The following is a 19373-nucleotide window of genomic DNA, read 5'->3' on the forward strand; positions in this document are numbered from 1 at the left end:
CCGGAGCAGCAGATGGCAGACGGCTTTGTTACCTCCACAACGTCGCATCGGCCAGACTGGCAATATCAGCTGGTGTTGTGGTCGGGCATAGCGCTCACCACCTGGGTGGGTGTCTGGCATTTTGCCAGCCTGGGTGTCACGCTGCTCACCTTGCTGTATATGCTATGGGTGTTGTGGGCGGCCTATTTCCTGCACTTTGCCACCGCCATGCTGACGGCGATTGCCGCTGTCCTGCTGATCAATTACTGTTTTATTGAACCGCTGTACACCTTGCGCGTGGCTAGCCTGCAATCGTGGGTGATGCTCATGGTGTTTGCCGTGCTGGCATTGACGGTGAGCCGAGCCATGCAACAGCTCAAGCGGCAAAGGCAACAGGCACAATTGGCCGCACAACAATCCCGTTTTTTTCAATCACTGGCCGAAGTGTTATCCAGCCACTTGAGCGTTGCAGCGTTGTTGCAGGCCGCTTGCCAGCATGTGCAACAGGGATTTGGCTGGCAGGTTTGTGTTGTGCAATTGGCGCCCGACATGCAATTGCAGCGCCTGGCTGGTGAGTCCACGCTGCTTGTTCAGCCTTCCAGTGTGCAATGGGCACTCGATTACCAGCGTGCCATCGGCGCAGGCACTCAGGATTGGCCAGCGCTGGGTCAATGTTTATTACCGTTTGGTTTCCCGCAGCACGAAGTGCTGGTGGTGGCTGTGCCTGTCGGTCACGCGCCTGACCTGCATTTTTTACAACGGCTGGTACAGCAATGTGCTGACGCCACGCTCAAGCTCAGGCAGCAGATTGCCCTGGCAGACGCCGCCCGCGAGACCACTGAGGCCCAGTTCAAAAAATCGCTACTGACCGCCTTGTCGCATGATATGCGTACGCCACTGACGGCGATTTTAGGCGCGGCCAATGTGCTGGCCGACCAGCAGATTACGCTGGCGCCGGCACAGTCCTCACAGTTATTGCAAAGCATCCAGGCAGAAGCCGGTTATTTAAGCCAGGCCACTGAAAATATCCTGACTCTGGTCAAGCTGGAAGCGGGCGAGCGCGCCTTGCATCGCGAATGGCAATCGTTGCAAGAGGTGATCCAACATGTGATGCACCGCTACTTGCAGCGCACGCCCCCGGTATCACTGGCCTTTGCCGCTGTTGCAGAGGGCGAAGAATGGCTGGTGCATATGGATGCGGTGCTGGTGGCGCATGCGCTCTCTAATCTGGTGGATAACGCCTTGCAATGGCGCAGCACTGAGACGCCCGTGGCATTGCAGCTGGCAAGGGAAGGGGATTGGCTGGTACTTTCTGTGATCAACGAAGGCCCCGGCTTTGCACCAGATTTCGAGATTGCCTCGTTTCACTCGCGCCGTCCTGCGGGCAGTGGTAGCCGTGGCTTTGGCCTGGGCCTGAGTATCGTCAATACCATCATGCAGCTGCATCAGGGGCAATTGCAACTGACGCAGCAGTCAGATGAGTCCCCATTAAATGCAGCGCCGTTAGATAAAACGGCAGTTGCCAGGCGCACCTGTGTGCGTATGTTGTTTCCATTTGTGCCCGCCACCAGCTTGAGTGCAGGGGATGCCGGATGAGCCAACCAGTCGATCACTCTACGCACCCACATCTGTTGCTGGTCGAAGATGATCCTGGTGTTTACCAGTTTCTGCTGCCCGCGCTGTCTGCGCATGGCTATCACGTGCAGCATGCACGTGACCTGGCTCAGGCCAGACAGGCCAGCGGCTTTGCCATGGTGATACTCGACCTTGGCTTGCCAGACGGGCAGGGCGAACAACTGATTCCGCATTTGCGCAGTTATTCCGACGTGCCGATACTGGTGCTGTCCGCACGGCAGGATGAGGCAGACAAAGTGCAATGTCTTAATCTGGGCGCAGATGACTATCTGATGAAGCCGTTTGGCTTGCAGGAATTGCTGGCCAGATTACAGGCGGCCCTGAGGCGTTCTGCCATGATGCAAATGCGCGACCATGTGTATCAGCACGCCGGGGTCAGCGTTAACCGTGCCACCGGAATTGTGACCAAGGCTGGTGCGCCCTTGCACCTGACGCCCATCGAGCACGCCTTGCTCATGCAACTGGCCAGTAAACCTGGCAGCATTTTTACCCATGCTCAATTGCTGCAAGCGGTGTGGGGGCCAGAATATCTCAACGATACGCAATACCTGCGTATTCACATCGGCCGTTTACGCGCCAAGCTCGAAGATCAGCCCGCTGAGCCTAAAGTCGTCTTAACTGAGCTGGGGATCGGCTACCGGCTGGCTTAATCATTGTCGCCATGACCATAGGCGTTGTAAACATTGCATCATGTATATGCGATTGATATACGCCTGATTGCACACTTGCGCCATCAATCAACCATAAGGGGATGTGATGGAAACGTTTTCCACCAAAAAAAGCAGTCTGGCCGCCTTGGCCTTAGGGGCGATCGGTGTCGTCTATGGCGATATCGGAACCAGTCCGCTCTATACCGTACAGGTCATTTTTAGCGAGAGCACCGGTGTGCCGCTCAACCAGCCCAATATCCTTGGCGCGATTTCGTCTATTTTCTGGTTACTCATGTTTGTGGTGACGTTTAAATACGTCCTGCTCGTGCTGCGGGCTCATAACAAAGGCGAGGGCGGCGTCATGGCCTTGCTGTCGCTGGCGGTCTCCAGCTTGCGTCCACAAGACAAGCGTAGCACTGTGCTGTTATTACTCGGCGTCCTCGGGGCGGCGCTGTTTTATGGCGACAGTGTCCTGACGCCGGCCATTTCGGTGCTGTCTGCCGTAGAAGGCCTGCAAGTGGCGTCGCCCACCCTGGCTGCGCAGGTGCTGCCGATCTCAATCGGCATCCTGATCGGCTTGTTCTGGGTTCAGCGCCATGGCACGCATGCCGTCGGGCGTTTTTTTGGCCCGGTGGTCATTAGCTGGTTTCTGGCGCTGGCCTGTATCGGTGTCTGGCAAATTAGCCAGGCGCCAGAAGTATTGCAGGCCATTCATCCGCAGTATGCCTGGCAGTTTCTGCAATCACGCGGGGCTGGTGTGTTTATCGCCATTGGCGCCATCTTGCTGGCCGTGACCGGGGCCGAGGCCTTGTATGCAGACATGGGTCACTTTGGCCGTCCGGCCATTCAGTTGGCCTGGCTGGGCTTGGTATTTCCGTGCCTGATTTTAAATTATCTGGGCCAGGGCGCCTTGCTGCTGCATCATCCTGAAGCCGTCAACAATCCGTTTTACCTGTCGTTTCCCGAGCCCTTGCTGATTCCCGCCGTGATTTTGGCCACTCTGGCCACCATTATTGCCTCGCAAGCAGTGATTTCTGGCGCTTTCTCCATGACACGTCAGGCGATTCAATTAGGGTTTTTGCCTCGTATGCGCATTATTCACACTTCAGCCAGCGAGTCCGGCCAAATCTATATGCCCTCTGTCAACTGGGCGCTGCTGATCGCCGTCATCATCGTCTGTCTGGCTTTCCAAAGCTCATCGGCACTGGCCTCGGCTTATGGCATTGCCGTGACGGGCACCATGCTGATTACCACCATCCTGATGTTTATCGTCATGTGCAAGCGCTGGCAGTTTCCGCTTTGGCTGGCAGGCTTGTTGACGGCCGTATTGGCGAGTGTAGATGGTATTTTGCTCAGTTCTGCCTCCATGAAGTTTATGCAAGGTGGCTGGTTTCCGGTTGCGCTCAGTGTGGTGTTGATCCTGTTCATGACCACCTGGAAAAAAGGCCGTTTTAGCCTGCTCAACGGCATTGCGCAGTCTGACCCCAAATTGCTACCTTTTATCGAGTCACTGGCACACTGTACGCTGCCCCGCGTCCAGCGCACGGCCGTCTACATGGTCTCCAATCTTGAGACTGTGCCACAAGCGCTGTTACACAACCTCAAGCATAACCAGGTGCTGCATCAGCATAACCTGTTTGTAAATGTCACGTTTGAGGAAGTGCCGTTTATGAGCGCAGAAGAGCGTGTGAGGGTGACGCGGTTGGCAGAAGGCTTCTGGCAAATCCAGTTACGGTATGGCTTTATGCAACATCCTGATATTCCGCAAGCCTTGCGCTCGGTGGCGCTGGATGGCAAGACGCTGGATCCGTTCACCAATTCTTATTTCTTGAGCCGCGAGATTATCGTGCCGGATGTAGGCGGTGCCATGCCACGCTGGCGTGACCAGTTATTCTCGGTGATGTCGCGCAATGCCAGCAGTGCGGTTGAGTTTTTCAATATCCCGGCCAATAGTGTCATTGAGCTGGGTAGCCGCGTGCAATTGTAGGGTGAGCCCCCTTGATCGCCAGCCAGAACAGGGCATCAAGGGGACGCCAGCCGTTTATGCCTAAAAAGGATGCCCATACGCTCCGGGCATCCGTTTCATGACGGGTAGTGGCTCTGATATGAGCCGCTACGCCCGTCTTTTTTGAGTGTTTTGTAGCGTGAACTGGTTTTGTTGTCCGGCAGTATTGCCACTGTGATTCAATTTGTAGTGACTGACTTTCTCGTTTAATTGCTCGGCCTGGTCTACCAGTGACATGGCCGCTGCAGCGGCTTCTTCGACCAGGGCGGCATTTTGTTGCGTGACTTCGTCCAGTTGCGTCACTGCAGTATTCACCTGTTCGATGCCTATGCTTTGCTCACGCGAAGCAGAAGTGATTTCAGTGATTAAGTCCGAAATTTGACGTATCGCGCCTATCATCTCGTCCATCGTACTGCCTGCCTGATTGACATACTGAGAGCCGCTCGAGACTTTTTCAGAAGAATCTACAATCAGTTGTTTAATCTCTTTGGCCGCACTGGCTGAGCGTTGGGCGAGGTTACGCACCTCACTGGCGACGACGGCAAAGCCACGGCCTTGCTCCCCCGCACGGGCGGCTTCCACGGCTGCATTCAAGGCCAGAATATTAGTCTGAAAAGCAATGCCATCAATCACTGAAATAATTTCCTCAATCCGTGACGAGCTCTCGGTAATTTCGGACATGGTGATGACCACCTTGCCAAATACCTCGCCACCGCGTGCAGCAATTTCGCTGGCTTGCGCGCTCATGCTGTTGGCCTGTTTGGCATTTTCAGCATTCTGTTTTACCGTAGAGGCAATCTGTTCCATACTGGCCGCGGTTTCTTCCAGCGAGCTGGCTTGCTCTTCTGTACGTTGAGACAAATCATTATTACCCACAGAAATCTCGCTGGCGGCGGTCTTGATGGTCTCTCCGGCAATTTTGATGGCAGCAAGAATCTCAGCCATGGTATCGACAATACTGTTGACCCCCAGGCACAATTCCCTGATCTCTCCTTGTTTGTCATCTGTCTTGATGCGCTTTGTCAAGTCGCCTGCTTTAGCTAAAGCCACCACTTCTCCGGTTTCATCAACCGCCTGTTTCATGGCTTGTGCTTCAAGCATTTTGTCGGTGATGTCAGTCGCGTATTTCACCACCTTGAAGGGTTTGCCTTCCATATCCAATATCGGGTTATAACTCGCTTGTAGCCAGACCTGCTTACCGCCTTTGCCTATACGCAGATATTGGCCGTTATCGGCTTCACCACGTGCCAGTTTTTGCCAGAACTGCTTATATTCCTGACTATTTTTATAAGCTGACTCCACAAACATACTGTGGTGGTTGCCGATGATTTCCTGCGGGCGGTAGCCAGTGACGGCTGCAAAGTTGTCATTGACATGGGTGATCGTGCCTTTTAAATCAAATTCAATCACCCCCATCACTTTGCTAATGGCCGCAATTTGTCCGGCAGAGTCTGCATTTTTAACGATTTCTGCCGTGATGTCGGTGGCGTATTTAATCACCTTCACCGGCTTGCCAGCGGCATCCAGAATAGGGTTGTAGTTCGCTTGTAACCAGATCTCCTTGCCGCCTTTGCCCAAGCGCTTGCATTGGCCGCTCATGGCTTCCCCGCGCGCCAGTTTTTCCCAGAACTGTTTATATTCCTGACTATTTTTATAAGCCGGTTCGACAAACATACTGTGGTGATTGCCGATGATTTCCTGCGCGCTGTAACCGGTGACTGCGGCAAAAATGGGGTTTACATGTGTGATATTCCCTTTGAGGTCAAATTCAATCACGCCCATCACCTTGTTGATGGCCGAAATTTGGCCTTCAAACTGCGCATTTTTTCTTTTTTCAGCGGTGATGTCGGTGGCATATTTGACGACTTTGAACGGTTTGCCTGTCGCATCAAAAATGGGGTTGTAACTGGCTTGCAGCCAAACCTCTCGGCCGCCTTTGCCGATGCGTTTGTATTGCGCGTTATCGGCCTCACCCTTGGCCAGTTTGTCCCAAAACTGTTTATATTCCGCACTGTTTTTATAAGCGGTTTCAACAAACATGCTGTGGTGATTGCCAATGATTTCCTGCTTGCTATAGCCAGTGGCTGCGGCAAAATTGTCATTCACGGCAATGATTCTCCCGTCAAGGTCAAACTCAATCACCCCCATCACCTTGTCGATTGCAGAAATCTGGCCTGCAAAGTCTGCGTTCTTGCGTTTTTCTGCCGAGATATCAGTGGCGTATTTAACAACCTTGAATGGTTTGCCCTGTTTATCGAGAATCGGGTTATAACTGGCCTGCAGCCAGATTTGTTTGCCGTCTTTGCCCTTGCGCAAATATAGGCCTTGATCTGGCTCGCCGCGCACAAGCTTTTGCCAGAGTGCCTGATATTCCGGGCTTGCCTGATCCGCGGCATCCAGCAGCAGCCGATGGTGCTGGCCGATCAGTTCTTGCTTGCTATAACCCGTCACTGCCGCAAAATTGTCGTTGACCGCAAGGATGTTTCCCTCCAGGTCAAATTCAATCACGCCCATGACTTTATCAATCGCGCGCAGTTGTCCTTCTTGATCCAGCTGCCGGAGCAGTGTTTCCTGAGAAGGTTGTTTGCCAAGCTTATTAAAAATATTCCAGTTCACTTTTACACCCTCATTGATATAAATTTATCTTGTAATTATTATCGCGATACCAATAGGATTAGAGACTAATCAGGTGTAAAGGCATGCTGGGATAAGAGACGGGTTAGTGTCTGTATTCAATAGATCAAACAAACACGCTATAGACGCTGATCCGCTGGCAGAAAGAATGCTTGAGATGGACTATCGTCGATGTATGAATCGCGACCAAGCCTGTGCTTAGTCTGATCAGGGGATTAGGCTTAAATGTTACTTTGAAGTATAATTGTTATCGTGGTAACTATATAAACAAATTGGGGATATAAATATGTTTTGGAAACTGACTTGTGCAGGGGTCATGTTTGCAGCTTTAAATGCAAATGCAGCTACGATTACAATCACAAATGGCTACGATGAGCCAGGAGCAGCTTCGGGTAAAACTGAAATCATTGACTTTGCTCCACAGAATACCGCTTTTAATCTTCTGGGCTCACTCGACCTAGACGGTGCCCTGCAGAAAAACGGTAACCAGGACTTTGTGTTTGGGCTTTACAAAAACGATACGCTGATTAAAGGCCTGGCAGATTTTACTGCTGCCAGCGGTGATGTCTATAGATTCAATTTTAGCAACCTGGCCTCAGGTACTTACAGCCTAAGATTCAACATCAATGGCGGTGGTAACTATAGCTTCAATGCGAACTTGACGCCATTTGCCTCAGTTGTCACCCCAGTGCCAGAGCCAGAAAGTATGGCCTTGATGCTCGTGGGTTTGGGTGCGATTGTCGCCCGCCGTTTTAAAAAGGCTTAATCAGCCGCATATAAAAAAAGCCCCAGTGATGGGGCTTTTTTATTGGCTCAGGTTTTGTGGCTCCCTGCTGCACGCTTTTCATGCATGAGTTGATACACCTGCTCGATTTCCTTTTGTTCCGCCACATCCAGCACACCATCATGATTGGCATCCATATGCTCAAACATCTTTTTCTGATGCGTCGGGTCGCCTTGCAAATACTCTTGTAACGAAATCACACCATCGGTGTTTTCATCCAGATAGCTCAAACTGTAATTAGGCGGCAGCTTGTTGCAATCCGGTGTTGTCGCATGTTCGTCTGCATGCGTGTTTTGATACAGTGATGGAATCAAAAAAACAATAAAAGTGAAGACAGGAATTTTCATAGTTAGCCACCCCAATAAAGTTGTTAATATGATTAACGCGATAGCTAACAGGTTCCTTTAAGGCTATTATTTTTGCAAGATTTAATAGGTCTCGCAAACAACAAAAAACCCGCCGCAGCGGGTTTTGTAGTTTAGCCTTTTAAAGACAAGCAACGGTGTTCAGTCAAGCAAGTCTGGGTTTAGTGGTCATCCCCATGTCCGGCAATTTTATCCATCCAGGCAAACAACACGCCGGTGATGATAAAGGTCAGGTGAATGCCCACCAGCCACGCCATTTGCTCGGTGCTAAACGTGGCGGTACCAGAGCTTTGGTGCACAAAAGCCTTAAGCAGGTCGATGGCAGAAATCGCTACAATCGAGCCAATCAGTTTGAGTTTCAGGCCGGAGTAATCGACTTTACCCATCCATTCAGGGCGGTCTTCGCTATCAGCCGTATCAATGCGCGACACAAAGTTTTCATAGCCGCTAAAAATCACCATAATCAGCAAGTTACCCACCAAGGTGATATCCACCAGCGCCAATAGCGAGAGCACGGTTTCTTGTTCGGTGAGCGAACCCAGATGCCCGGCAATATGCATAAACTCCTGGCCAAATTTAACCAGTAAAATGACCAGCCCGCCGACCAGGCCGAGGTACATCGGCGCCATCAGCCAGCGGCTCTTAAAAATCAAACTCTCTAAAATTTTTTCCAAAAACTTCGCCATGAAAACTCCAAATAGAAACTACTAATTTTTCTCAATGAATGATTTTGCAGGATGAAGCGCAAGGCGCACGGAACACAGAAACCGGAGTGTACTTGTAGTACATGAGGATTTCGCGTACCGCGCAACACAGCGATTCGCCTGTTAAATCACTTCATTCCTAAAACTGTGTGAGCATGTCGCGCACAGCGTTTTCATCAATCCCCTTGCCAATAATCACCACGCGGCTAATCGGCTCCTCTTCATCCCAGCCCTCAAGCAAGGTGGGCGGGTAGGGCGTAAAGTGCACGGCGTGAATCGCCAGCGGGGCAGGCGCATCTTCCACATGCAAAATGCCTTTCATGCGCAGCAGCTTTTCACCGTGTGTTTGGCACAGCTTTAAAATCACACTTTTAAAATCGGCATAAGCCATCGGCTTGGGTAAATACACGGTAAAAGTGCTCACCCCATCATGCGCAGGCGCTTTGGGCAAAGTGCCTTTTTTCGCCGCACTAAACCCACTGGCCGGGGCACGCAACCAACGCTGCGGGCTCGCCTGCTTGCTGGCAAAGTCGAATAAGCCTACATCAATAATCTGCATCGGGTCTATCTCGCCATGCAACACAAATTGCTGCGTCGCATTCGGGTTGATCTCGCTCAGCTTCGCCTGCAAGGCCTCAATTTGCTCTGGTGTAGCTGTGTCACGCTTGGTAATCAGCAACACATCTGCCACGGCAGCTTGTTTAAGCGCCTCTTTTTGCTCGGTAATCTGTTGCAAGCCATACGCCGCATCTATCGTCACCACCACTGCGTCTAAGCGGTACACCGATTCAATCACCGGCTCATTCATCAGGTTAGCCAAAATCGGCCCAGGGTCAGCCATGCCCGTGGTCTCAATCACCAGGCGGTTAAACTCCGGCACCGCCTGCAAACTGCGCTTAAAAAACAGATCGCGCATGGTGTCAGCCAGCTCGTTTTTGAGGGAGCAGCACAAACAGCCAGAACTCAACAACACCGTGTTATCGGCAATGTGCTCGCTCTCAATGGTTTGCGAAATCTGGCTATTGGCAAAAATCTGGTCCAAGCCTGCCTCGCCGAGCTCGTTAATAATCACTGCGGTGTCTTTCATCGCCGGATTATGCAGGAGCTTATTGAGCAGGGTGGTTTTGCCGCTGCCCAAAAAACCAGTGAGCAGCGTGACGGGGATACGTTTATCCATATAAATCTTAATAAAACGAGTGTGACGGTATTTTAACGCGGATGATTGTTGGTGATGCTAAGTGTTTCAACTTATATGGAGATATGGCAGTAAATCACAAGGCATTGGGAAATAAATAGATATTTCATTGGTACAGCTAACGTCATATCGACTTTAAAAGTCTTAAAAAATTAAGTTACTAATTTTCTAATAATTGGCTTAAAGCCGAGTTTTATAGTTTTATTTCTCTTCTGCGGCTTCTTCTGGATCTATACCAAATTTCTTCACCCTTCTTCGATTGATTAAACTCTCTGCCGCAATTTTTTGTAAAGCTCTACGTGCATTATTTGCAATTGTTTGTTGTTGTTCTGTAGAACTGGCAAATTCACCAAACTGTAGGCATGTTTTGACATATCTAGATAAATGTTTTCCAGACTCAGATTTAAATAATTCATAATATTCATCGGTGGAAGTATTGGCTAAAATGACTTCGTCCTTTGTATTCCAACTATTTTTACCAGCTATCCGTTTTAATACGTCTGTAGCACTTTCAGTAATTGCAAGTTTTGCAAATGCAACTCTAAATTTTTCTAGGACCTCTGTATCTATTGAGTCTCCAAAAAAGTTGTCCTTCTCGGGGTCAAATAAATCTATTTCCTGCCCTCTTAAATTAATATAGTAGTCAATTATTTCAGAGGCTTTTCCTGGCTCTTCAAGATCGCGAAATAAATGAACTGTTCCGTTTAAATTTGTTGGAGTGATGTTTTTTGCATTAGCTTTAAAGCTGTCATAAATTGTATTAACAACTACTTCTTGATTATCGGCGAAACTGTCGTGAAAAAGACGCCAAGCATCGCCAAATGAATTATCTGATTTTTCTGCAAGAATACTTTCGTTTTTCTTCAATGCTACCGCTTTTAAAGTAGTCTCAACAAAATACCCAGTTCTGACTGCTTCTGCCAGCACTAAATCCAGTTCATCAGTAAGACGATACTCATACTTATCAAGTATTTTTATCCACTTTTTTTCATCATCGTTACCTTCTTTATCCTTTCCAATGTCATAGAAACTGTAACCTGATTTTGTGACGAAATCCAAACTAGGAACTTCTTTTGTAGAGCTGAAATAACACCAAGTAAATAATGTTATGGAATGAATAAATTGATATTGGACTTCCTTTTCAAAGTCTTTTGAAAAAGGAATAGCAAGATTCACAAGCTTTTCTATTTTTTTCAGAATCCTAATATTTCTAATTTCGAGTCTGTCCGATAACTCACGTAAAGTGGCATGTGTTTCATCTTCTTTATCGAAAGCAATAGCAGAGCATTCTGAAGCTGTAGGTGTAAATTTTAACTCTATATCTATTACTTTCTCACGAAGCTTATGGTACTCATTTAGCCCATCTTCCTCATCATTCAGTAATAATACAATCTTGCATTTTTTCTGCTCTTTGAGTTGAGAAATCAAACCCATTACATCTTTAATTTCTAGCTTAGAGCCTCTGCGCTCAATATCGTCAATACAAATTAAAGTTCTATTCAAAGATAGGAATGACAGGGATTCAATAGTTGAAGTAAAGTTTTTTATTAAGGGAATACTAGAAAAAAAATCTAATGTTTTTCGCCCGAATGATTTAGAAACTGCTGTGATATTAGCTTTAAAAGTTTCGAGGCTTGGCTCTGTTCCTATTAAATCTTTGTTTATTACACACTCAAAAATTGTTTGCTTTAATGAATCTAAAGAATTAACGCCAAACAAAGATACATACGCATAGCGATCTAATGCAATCTTATTATTAGTGTTAGCGTCATTTAGAAATCTCTTCCAAGAGTACGTTTTCCCTATGCCCCATGCGCCTTTAATAGCTAATACTTCTGGAGTGTCATCCATTAAAAACTTTTGAATTTGTTGCTTAATAATTTCAATGGACATTTGTGACACTCCATAAATATGTTGTGAAGAATATTAATACAAATGATAGATCAATATTAGGAAATGGCTTTAATTACGAGATGTTCGTAAAGAACGTAAAACCCAATCGCGATCAGTACCAAACCACCCACAATCTCTGAACGTCTCCCAAACATCAATCCTAGTAAACACCCAAGCATCATACCAATGGTCACCATGGTAAATGTGGCTAAGCCAATGGCTGCTGCGGTGATGAATATATTACTTACGCATGCTGATGCCTAACCTATTAAGCGCATTCATGGTAATAATCGCAAACGTCAGATCCGAGATTTCTTGATCTGTGAAATGCGTTTTTAATGCATTAAAAACATCATCTGGTGTGCCTGAGGTGGTGATGTTGGTCACGGCATCCGTCCAGGCCAGGGCCGCGCGTTCTTTTTCGGTATATTGGTCACTCACTTGCCAGCCGCCTAATTGATCAATACGGGAGTTGCTTTCACTAGCCGCGCGGAGTGATTTGGCGTGAATGCCCAAGCAATAAGCACAGCCATTGACGTGTGAAACACGTAAATTAATGAGTTCAACGAATGGTTTACCCAGGGTGCTTTTTTCGAGCTGGTGGTTGAATAATTGGGGTCAGAGTAAAATTAAAACCCTCATCAATTATCTCTCCAGCCAGTTTTCAACCTTGAGGCTACGAATACGGCTAAATTCTCGCAGGTTATCCGTTACCAGCGTAACTCCTAGAGTATAAGCTTGTGCAGCAATCAGTAAATCGTTCATGCCGATGCTTTGGCCTGCTGCTTCAAGTTCTGCGCGGATACGTCCATACTCGGTATCTACTGGGTTCTCTAATGGCAGCACCGGGATGGTGGCGAGTAGATTATCTACTTTTTCTGTAAGTTTGACTGATCCTTTTTTTGCGCAGCCATAGCGTAGTTCGCAAGCCACGATAATACTGGTAAAGATGAACTTGGCTTCGACTCTCTCAATATGGATTGCAGCAGCCCCGGACGGGTTACGAATCAGATCGCTGATGATATTGGTGTCTAGCAAGTAGCCACTCAAAATATGTCCTCCGGCTTGGCGGGCATATCTTCAATATCCGGGAATTGATCTTCTGGCGCGAGTGGTGGCTCCTGACGCCATTGCGCCAATAGTTCGGCAAGGTTGGCGGGACGTGCTACTGGTTCAATAATCAGCTTGTTGCCTTCACGATGAATTAATACACGATCACCTGGTAGCTCAAACTCAACAGGGATGCGCACAGCTTGGCTGCGGTTGTTGCGGAACAGCTTGGCTTCTCGGTGAGGGGCTTTGGATAAACTTGACATGGCAGGTGCTCCTTTTTGCATATACAATTAGTATATGCCATATTTTGCGAACGTCAATCACTAAGAGAGCCATGGCTTTTTGAGCGTAAAACTCTTGCATTTGGCCTGCGGTGCAGGACTGACAAAGCTATTCCTCAATCAGCGCAATGTGGGCGCTATCAATATGATTATAAAAATAAACCCCATGTCAAATAACATGGGGTGAGTTGCGCACTGCATACTTTAAAAGAGTTTTTATTATTAGCCCATAAAAGGTTAACACTGCGGCCGTTTGCGTCGACTGATCATTGCACAGACCAATAGGCCCAAGCCAAGCATGGCATAAGTTTCAGGCTCTGGCACAGGTGTTGCTGTGATGTTAGCCAGTTGAAAATTCACACGTTGCGAGCCAAAGCCACTGCCCCCTTCAGTGTAAAACACCGAGAAATTGACGGTTGTATTGCCATCAAACGGGTCTATGACTTTTTGCCGTGCAAACACGAATAAATCTTGCCCGCTGGTATTAATAAAAAAGCTGAGGGTTCCATTCAGGCCGAGTGCAGCGGTGCTGTGCAGTTGGCTGCTGATGAGTTGTGTATCAAAGTTGGCGTTAAATCCGTCTTTGGTTGAGGTGACACGGCAGTCAATGTCAAGAGTAAGGCAAGGGTTACTGCTCAGGGCAAGGCTGGTGTTGCCGATGACTGCGGTGGAGGTCACTGCGTTGCGCAGTTCGATTTGATTTACGGCAGGGTTGGTGTCTGCCACTGTGGTATCAACATCGACGGTAAACCCGGCATATTGGTTGGTAAGTGCATCGCGGATGGTTTGACCCGTCAGCAGGCTGACGTTTGATCCGTTTGCGACAAACTCAATATTGCCAAATACTGAGTATACGACTGCCTTGGCTGGCAAAGCGATAGTGAATAAAGATAACACTAAGCCCTGACAGAATAGTTTGAATATGCCTTTTTGATGCATGCCTGACTCCTCTCAAATGGTATTTAAATGATTTTTTTAATCTTTTGGAGACTATGCTGGTCAGTGAGGCTGGTCAATCCCGAGTTCGGGGGGGCCTTGCAACGGTTAGCATGCGTTAGAAATCTCTCTAAATAGTGGATAAATTGTTGGATTTACGTTGTCACACGATCATGCAAACAAAACCATTGCGGCTTAATCCTAAAAAGCTGTTACATTCTAAGTGGACAGCGGTAAAGCCCGTGAATAAAGAAAAACACTTTATGGTGACCAAGCTCATCGTAAGCGATGAGAAGATGGGTGATGAGGAGACGCAAGTGATTGAAACCGTTGAGTTAGAAGCGGTCATGACTGGGCGCGTGCAGGTGATTGACTGGCATGCGTTGCAAGACCGCGCAGTGTGGAAACAGGGGTGGGTGGCGTGAAAAATATTGCGGTGATTGGTGCGGGGATGGCGGGCTTGTCTTGCAGCCAGGCGTTGCAACAGGCCGGTTATCTGGTGACGGTGTTTGAAAAGAGCCGTGGGCCTTCGGGGCGCGTGTCTACGCGATTGGGCGAGGGCTGGCAGTGTGACCATGGCGCGCAGTATTTTACGGTGAGCCAGCAGCCGTTTGTGACACAGGTGCAAAAGTGGTTGCAGGCGGGCGTGGTGGCTGAGTGGCAAGGGCGCATTTACGAGGCGAATGAGGCCGGTTTACGCGCCAAGCTGTCTGAAAAACAGCGTTATGTTGGCGTGCCGCGCAATACGCGACCAGCGCGGCAGATGGCACAGTCTTTAACCGTAGAGCTGGAGCAGACGGTGCAGCAGATTACCTTTGCCGAGGGGAAATGGCGCGTGCACAGCAAAGAGCACGGCGCGTATCCGCAGGTGTTTGACAAGGTTGTGCTGGCGATTCCGGCACCGCAGGCACAGGCGCTGCTAGGCTTTAATCTGGAGATGCAGACGCTGGCGGCCAGTGTAAACATGCGTGGCTGCTGGGCCTTGATGGGGCGCTATGCGCATACGCTCGATTTGCCGTTTGATGGCTTGTTTGTGAATGCGGGACCGCTGAGTTGGGTGGCGAGAGACAGTAGCAAGCCGGGGCGTGTGCCTGAGGGCAGTGCGGTCAAAGAGGTCTGGGTATTGCATGCCAGCGCTGAATGGTCCGAGGCCAATATTGAGCGTGCACCAGAGGAGGTTGCGGTGGAGTTGCTGGCGGCATTCCAGGCCTTGGGTGGTGAAGCGCCCATGGAACACAGTGTGCACCGCTGGCGCTATGCGGATTGTGCCAATTATCTGCACCAGGGCTTTGCCTGGGATGCCGCCCAGCAACTGGGTATGTGTGGCGACTGGCTCAATGGCGGCAAGGTAGAAGGCGCATGGATGAGCGGCTACCAGCTCGCGCAGGCGATGATAAAAACCTGCGAGCCTTGTTATTGATTAAGGATTACTTGTATTCGTTGTCTTGGGGAGTTTTGGCATCACCCATTTGCGGAACATGAGCGGTGTGATCAGCGTTGTCACCACGCCCATCAACACCAGCACCGAGAACAAGTCCTGCCCGATAAAGCCGCGTTCGTAGGCGATACTGGCGATGACCAGCTCCATTACGCCGCGGCCATTGAGGATAAAGCCGATGCCTAGTGCATCGCTTTTGCTGAGGCCGATGAGGCGGCCCCCCAGCCAACCGGCCAGGATTTTAGTCACAATCGACACTACCAGCACCACAGCGACAAACCAGACTGAATCAATGACCTGGATTTTGAATTCCAGCCCGAGATAGGCAAAAAATACCGGGGCCAGAAAGCCGCCGGTGATGGAGCTTAAGGTGAGCTCTAGTTCTTTGTAGCGTTCGGGTGAAAAAAAGGTGCGGTCTATGAGCAGGGCACCAAAGAAGGCGCCGATGATAAAGTGAAACCCGAGCGCGGCACTGACTGAACCAAATACGAGTACCAATAGGAGCAGCAAGCCGAACAGGGCCTCGTTGCCGATGATGGTGACCAGCTTTTCTGACAGTTGGTCGATAAGAATGCCTCTTTGAATGACCTGCTTGATCAGCACGCTGATACTGACAATCAGCGTCATGAGCAAAATCAGCTTCCAGCTCGCGTTAAACGTGGCAGCGGCCACGGCCTGATAGGATTTTTGCTCGGGCAGGTTGAGAATCACCCCTAACACCAGCAGCGCGGCGATATCGTTAAAGATCGCCGTGGCGACTGAATAGCGTGCGATGGTGGAGTCCAGCAGTTTGAAGCTTTGCAGAATGCTAACAGTGACCGGTAGCGCTGTAATCGAGACACACAGGCCCAGAAACACCGTACGGCTGACATCCAGACCAAAGCCGACCCCGACCAGAATGCCGCCCGTGAGTGGCAATAAAAAGCCCAGCAGCGCAATGACAGCGCCTTTGCCGCGCATGGAGTCTATGACCTCCTTGAAGTTCATCTCCAGCCCGGCCGACAGCACGATTAAGAACACGGCAAACTCAGAGATGCCAGACAGCGCTGGGCTGGGCGTGATCAGGTTGAGCAGGCTGGGGCCAAGCAACACCCCGGCCAACATTTCGCCAATAATGGCGGGTTGGCTAAAGCGACTGAAGACTTGCCCGAGCAGGCGGGCGGTGACGATCAGAATCAGTAGCGATGTCAGTAATGGCATTGGTTTCTCTTATGGTTGGGCAGCGCGCCATAAGGCAAGATCAATGGGGTCGTTGCGCGAGGACTTCTTTTGGTTTGAACCATCAAGATTAAAGTCACGGACGGTGCAGGCTTAGCATAGCGCGCGTGCAGAATAGAGTGTAACGGATTTAGGCGCGGATGGCATGTATCAGGGCGCGCATTGGCGTTCAAGGCTGCATCTGTGTCAATGACGTCGCAAAAAAACCAACGGCGCTTTGTTGCGCAGGGTTAATGCGTAAAGACCTGGACCATTTCTTTGCGATTTTTGCGTGCGCGCTTATCGGCATACATGCGTTTGTCAGCGATGCGCATCAGCGATTCGGTATCTGTGGCTTCGTGGGCAAACACGATGCCTACGCTGGTGCCCGCGCCAACGATGCCTTCTTTTTGCAGGTGCAAGTGCGTGTATTCCAACTGGTGCTGGCACCATTCCACATCATCCTCATGGCAGACGATTGCAAATTCATCGCCCCCCAGGCGGTAAAGCTTGCCATGCGTATCCAGCTTGTTCGTCAGGATGCGGCTAAAACTCTTGAGCAGTTGATCCCCGGCCTCGTGGCCATATTGGTCGTTGACATGCTTGAGGTTGTCGATATCGAGGAACATCAGGCAACCGTGCTCGGGAAAATGCAGCATTTGATTCTCCAGCGCATGCCGGTTGGGTACGCCAGTCAGGCGGTCTGTCATGGCCAGCGAGCGCGTGGACTCGAGTTCGGCCAGCATGTGTTCTTTTTCTTTGTGCAGGCGGTTGATCTGGTATGCCACCAGCAGTGACAGCGCGACGGCTTCCACGGTCACTGCGATGAGGCCGAGTTGCTCTACGGTCCAGGCGTTTGAGCTGAGGCGATCTGCGGTAATCGTCAAACCACCTAGCACGCCAAAAATGGAAATGGCCAGCAGGTATAACTGCGCCACGCGCTGACCTTGCAAGCTCAAACGGATGCCACACACCAGGCCAAAGACCAGAAAAATGGCCACGCCTAGCCTGTCCATTTCCAGCATCCAGTTGGGGTAGATCATGGCGAACACCATGAGCCCCAGTAGCGTCAGCCTGGCCGCAATCGAAACCTGATAAAGCCGGCTATGGCGAAACGGGCTGATGCCGAGTAAATGACAGACAAAGCTGATATAAGCGAGATTGGAAAACAGGATAGGCAGGCTGGTCAGGTAGAACCAGTGCCAGTCAAACAATTGTTTGAACAGGCCGAGCACCGCGCTTTGAAAAATCAGGTTGCCCAGAATAAACAAGGCATACATGCGCTCGGTGACGTGGCCGGGCATGATGCCGATGGCCATGTAGTAACTGAAAATCCCCAGCAAAATGCCGAGCAGCAACAGGCTCACGGCAGTGCTGACATTGGTTTGTTGCTGGTGGCTGGCGAGGTCAGTCACAAACACTTCTGGTTGCGCCAGATAATAAGGAGATTGCAGCCAGGTAATGAGCCGGTAGGTCCCCGGCTGCAGTGCTACGAGGCGGCCATGCCTGAGCAGAAGCTGGTCTGTATGCTCGCTACTGAGTCCGCCTGACAGCACATGCATGGTGTGGTGACCATCAGAAATTTCGTGCTGGAACTGGGCCAGGGTAGAGGTGTTTTTAAAGTCAATCACATACTGACCGGCCTGCGTGATCTTGAGCACGCCCTGACACACAAAGCGGCCGCCTTGCAGCGGAATATTACCTACGATTTCGCCCTCGCTGCTCATGCAGGTTGTGCCCGACAATTGCGCGTCTGCCTGGGCTTGCGTGGGCAGCCAGGTCAAGAGCAGCATCAGGGCACAGAGGAGAAAGCGTTGCAAGACTGTTATCCATCAAGAGTAAATCTAACAAGCCAGTTTACCTGAAAAGTTCCTGTCTCTCTTGTGGGGAAATGGATTAAGAAACGCAAAGAATTACTAACGAAGGTGTGGTTGCGGGCGATGCGTTCAAGGCCAAACAGCGCCCTTGTCTGGGGCGCTGTTTGAGTAAAAGGGCGTGGGGTACTAACTCATGTTTCAGGGTTGGCTTGGCGTTGCTTTGATCTGGCTGGCGATCTGGTCAGATAATTTGTCCAAGTCTTGCCCCAGTGCGCGGACCAGCGCAGGGTAACCGTTTTCTGTGAGCGGGGTGGTAAATTGAAACGGCTGGATTTTGAGCGGGCGTTGATCGGCGGACAGCCATTGCCATTGGCCGCTCATGATCGCTTCGCCACGCATATGTCCTTGAAACTGATCTATGCGCAATTGCAAGCGGCTGGCTTGCAGTTTGGTGCCGGGCAAGGCATCGGTGACCAGCGTGTCAGGCAGGCGTTGGGCGAGTCGGCTGCGCAGGCCTTGCCGTAGTTCTTCAGACAGCGAGGCGCTCCATAAATGGTCGCGCGTGGGCTGAATGGTAATGTCATCAAGCTGGATCAGAATACGGTCGCTGTCCAGCGCATCGGCCAGCACCAGATTGCCCAGAATAAGGATGCGCGTAGGGGGTGTGGTGGTATTTGGCAGACTGACTTCTGGCAGGCTGTAGCGCTGGGTATTGACCGGCGGGCGGTTGCCCAGGCAAGCGGTCAGCGACAGGCTGCAGAGCAGGCAAATTGTCGTACGCAAGAAAGAAAAAGGCATATGCATGAA

Annotated in this window: 18 protein-coding genes and 1 pseudogene; 6 read left to right on the top strand and 13 right to left on the bottom strand. The window is 50.1% G+C overall.

What is annotated here, in order from left to right; all coding sequences use genetic code 11:
• Positions 1 to 12: 12 nt before the first annotated feature.
• The 3 genes from ACT53G_RS05545 to ACT53G_RS05555 all read left to right on the top strand — a co-directional run bounded on the left by ACT53G_RS05545 (position 13) and on the right by ACT53G_RS05555 (position 4251).
• Entirely contained in the window at positions 13 to 1575 is a 1563-nt protein-coding gene (locus tag ACT53G_RS05545; protein WP_476168905.1) for a DUF4118 domain-containing protein, read from the top strand.
• Positions 1572 to 2264, top strand: a complete 693-nt coding sequence (locus ACT53G_RS05550; protein WP_338654494.1) for a response regulator transcription factor — start codon at positions 1572 to 1574, stop codon at positions 2262 to 2264. The genes ACT53G_RS05545 and ACT53G_RS05550 overlap by 4 nt, the downstream gene beginning before the upstream one ends.
• Before the next feature lie 106 nt (positions 2265 to 2370).
• Complete coding sequence (locus tag ACT53G_RS05555; protein ID WP_194747939.1) at positions 2371 to 4251, top strand: potassium transporter Kup; 1881 nt, start codon at positions 2371 to 2373, stop codon at positions 4249 to 4251.
• Positions 4252 to 4377: 126 nt separating this feature from the next.
• On the opposite strand, the gene ACT53G_RS05560 is transcribed toward ACT53G_RS05555, so the two are convergent.
• The gene (locus ACT53G_RS05560; protein WP_476168906.1) at positions 4378 to 6885 is read right to left on the bottom strand and encodes a methyl-accepting chemotaxis protein; all 2508 of its coding nucleotides are present in this window, start codon (positions 6883 to 6885) and stop codon (positions 4378 to 4380) included.
• A gap of 304 nt (positions 6886 to 7189) precedes the next feature.
• On the opposite strand from ACT53G_RS05560, the gene ACT53G_RS05565 reads away from it, so the two are divergent.
• Complete coding sequence (locus tag ACT53G_RS05565; RefSeq protein ID WP_476168907.1) at positions 7190 to 7669, top strand: PEP-CTERM sorting domain-containing protein; 480 nt, start codon at positions 7190 to 7192, stop codon at positions 7667 to 7669.
• 47 nt (positions 7670 to 7716) lie between these two features.
• On the opposite strand, the gene ACT53G_RS05570 is transcribed toward ACT53G_RS05565, so the two are convergent.
• From ACT53G_RS05570 to ACT53G_RS05610, 9 genes and pseudogenes are all read right to left on the bottom strand, one after another.
• Complete coding sequence (locus tag ACT53G_RS05570; RefSeq protein WP_194747935.1) at positions 7717 to 8034, bottom strand: EF-hand domain-containing protein; 318 nt, start codon at positions 8032 to 8034, stop codon at positions 7717 to 7719.
• A 179-nt stretch (positions 8035 to 8213) separates the two neighbouring features.
• Positions 8214 to 8738 carry a TIGR00645 family protein gene (locus ACT53G_RS05575; RefSeq protein WP_194747933.1) on the bottom strand — a complete coding sequence of 175 codons (525 nt, stop codon included), beginning with the start codon at positions 8736 to 8738 and terminating at the stop codon, positions 8214 to 8216.
• 157 nt (positions 8739 to 8895) lie between these two features.
• Positions 8896 to 9933: a CobW family GTP-binding protein gene (locus ACT53G_RS05580; protein ID WP_476168908.1), complete on the bottom strand. Its 1038-nt coding sequence runs from the start codon at positions 9931 to 9933 to the stop codon at positions 8896 to 8898.
• A 219-nt stretch (positions 9934 to 10152) separates the two neighbouring features.
• Positions 10153 to 11844, bottom strand: coding sequence for a hypothetical protein (locus ACT53G_RS05585; protein ID WP_476168909.1), 1692 nt, complete (start codon positions 11842 to 11844; stop codon positions 10153 to 10155).
• 56 nt (positions 11845 to 11900) lie between these two features.
• Positions 11901 to 12041, bottom strand: a complete 141-nt coding sequence (locus tag ACT53G_RS05590) for a manganese efflux pump (RefSeq protein WP_476168910.1) — start codon at positions 12039 to 12041, stop codon at positions 11901 to 11903.
• Positions 12042 to 12084: 43 nt separating this feature from the next.
• Positions 12085 to 12429: pseudogene (locus ACT53G_RS05595) on the bottom strand (carboxymuconolactone decarboxylase family protein); the annotation flags it as partial.
• A gap of 60 nt (positions 12430 to 12489) precedes the next feature.
• Complete coding sequence (locus ACT53G_RS05600; protein WP_476168911.1) at positions 12490 to 12894, bottom strand: PIN domain-containing protein; 405 nt, start codon at positions 12892 to 12894, stop codon at positions 12490 to 12492.
• Positions 12891 to 13160, bottom strand: a complete 270-nt coding sequence (locus ACT53G_RS05605; RefSeq protein ID WP_275355580.1) for an antitoxin — start codon at positions 13158 to 13160, stop codon at positions 12891 to 12893. The genes ACT53G_RS05600 and ACT53G_RS05605 overlap by 4 nt, the downstream gene beginning before the upstream one ends.
• 255 nt (positions 13161 to 13415) lie before the next feature.
• Positions 13416 to 14117, bottom strand: coding sequence for a PEP-CTERM sorting domain-containing protein (locus tag ACT53G_RS05610; RefSeq protein WP_476168912.1), 702 nt, complete (start codon positions 14115 to 14117; stop codon positions 13416 to 13418).
• Between the two features lie 239 nt (positions 14118 to 14356).
• On the opposite strand from ACT53G_RS05610, the gene ACT53G_RS05615 reads away from it, so the two are divergent.
• Together ACT53G_RS05615 and ACT53G_RS05620 are read left to right on the top strand one after the other, a co-directional pair.
• Positions 14357 to 14539: a TIGR02450 family Trp-rich protein gene (locus ACT53G_RS05615; RefSeq protein WP_313988036.1), complete on the top strand. Its 183-nt coding sequence runs from the start codon at positions 14357 to 14359 to the stop codon at positions 14537 to 14539.
• Positions 14536 to 15534: an NAD(P)/FAD-dependent oxidoreductase gene (locus tag ACT53G_RS05620; RefSeq protein WP_476168913.1), complete on the top strand. Its 999-nt coding sequence runs from the start codon at positions 14536 to 14538 to the stop codon at positions 15532 to 15534. The genes ACT53G_RS05615 and ACT53G_RS05620 overlap by 4 nt, the downstream gene beginning before the upstream one ends.
• On the opposite strand, the gene ACT53G_RS05625 is transcribed toward ACT53G_RS05620, so the two are convergent.
• The 3 genes from ACT53G_RS05625 to ACT53G_RS05635 form a co-directional block, all read right to left on the bottom strand.
• Positions 15535 to 16752: a cation:proton antiporter gene (locus tag ACT53G_RS05625; protein WP_194747922.1), complete on the bottom strand. Its 1218-nt coding sequence runs from the start codon at positions 16750 to 16752 to the stop codon at positions 15535 to 15537.
• A 248-nt stretch (positions 16753 to 17000) separates the two neighbouring features.
• The gene (locus tag ACT53G_RS05630; protein WP_338654472.1) at positions 17001 to 18569 is read right to left on the bottom strand and encodes a GGDEF domain-containing protein; all 1569 of its coding nucleotides are present in this window, start codon (positions 18567 to 18569) and stop codon (positions 17001 to 17003) included.
• A gap of 195 nt (positions 18570 to 18764) precedes the next feature.
• The gene (locus tag ACT53G_RS05635) at positions 18765 to 19370 is read right to left on the bottom strand and encodes a PqiC family protein (protein WP_476168914.1); all 606 of its coding nucleotides are present in this window, start codon (positions 19368 to 19370) and stop codon (positions 18765 to 18767) included.
• Positions 19371 to 19373: the final 3 nt, after the last annotated feature.

The sequence above is a fragment of the Methylophilus sp. DMC18 genome, from assembly GCF_056314005.1.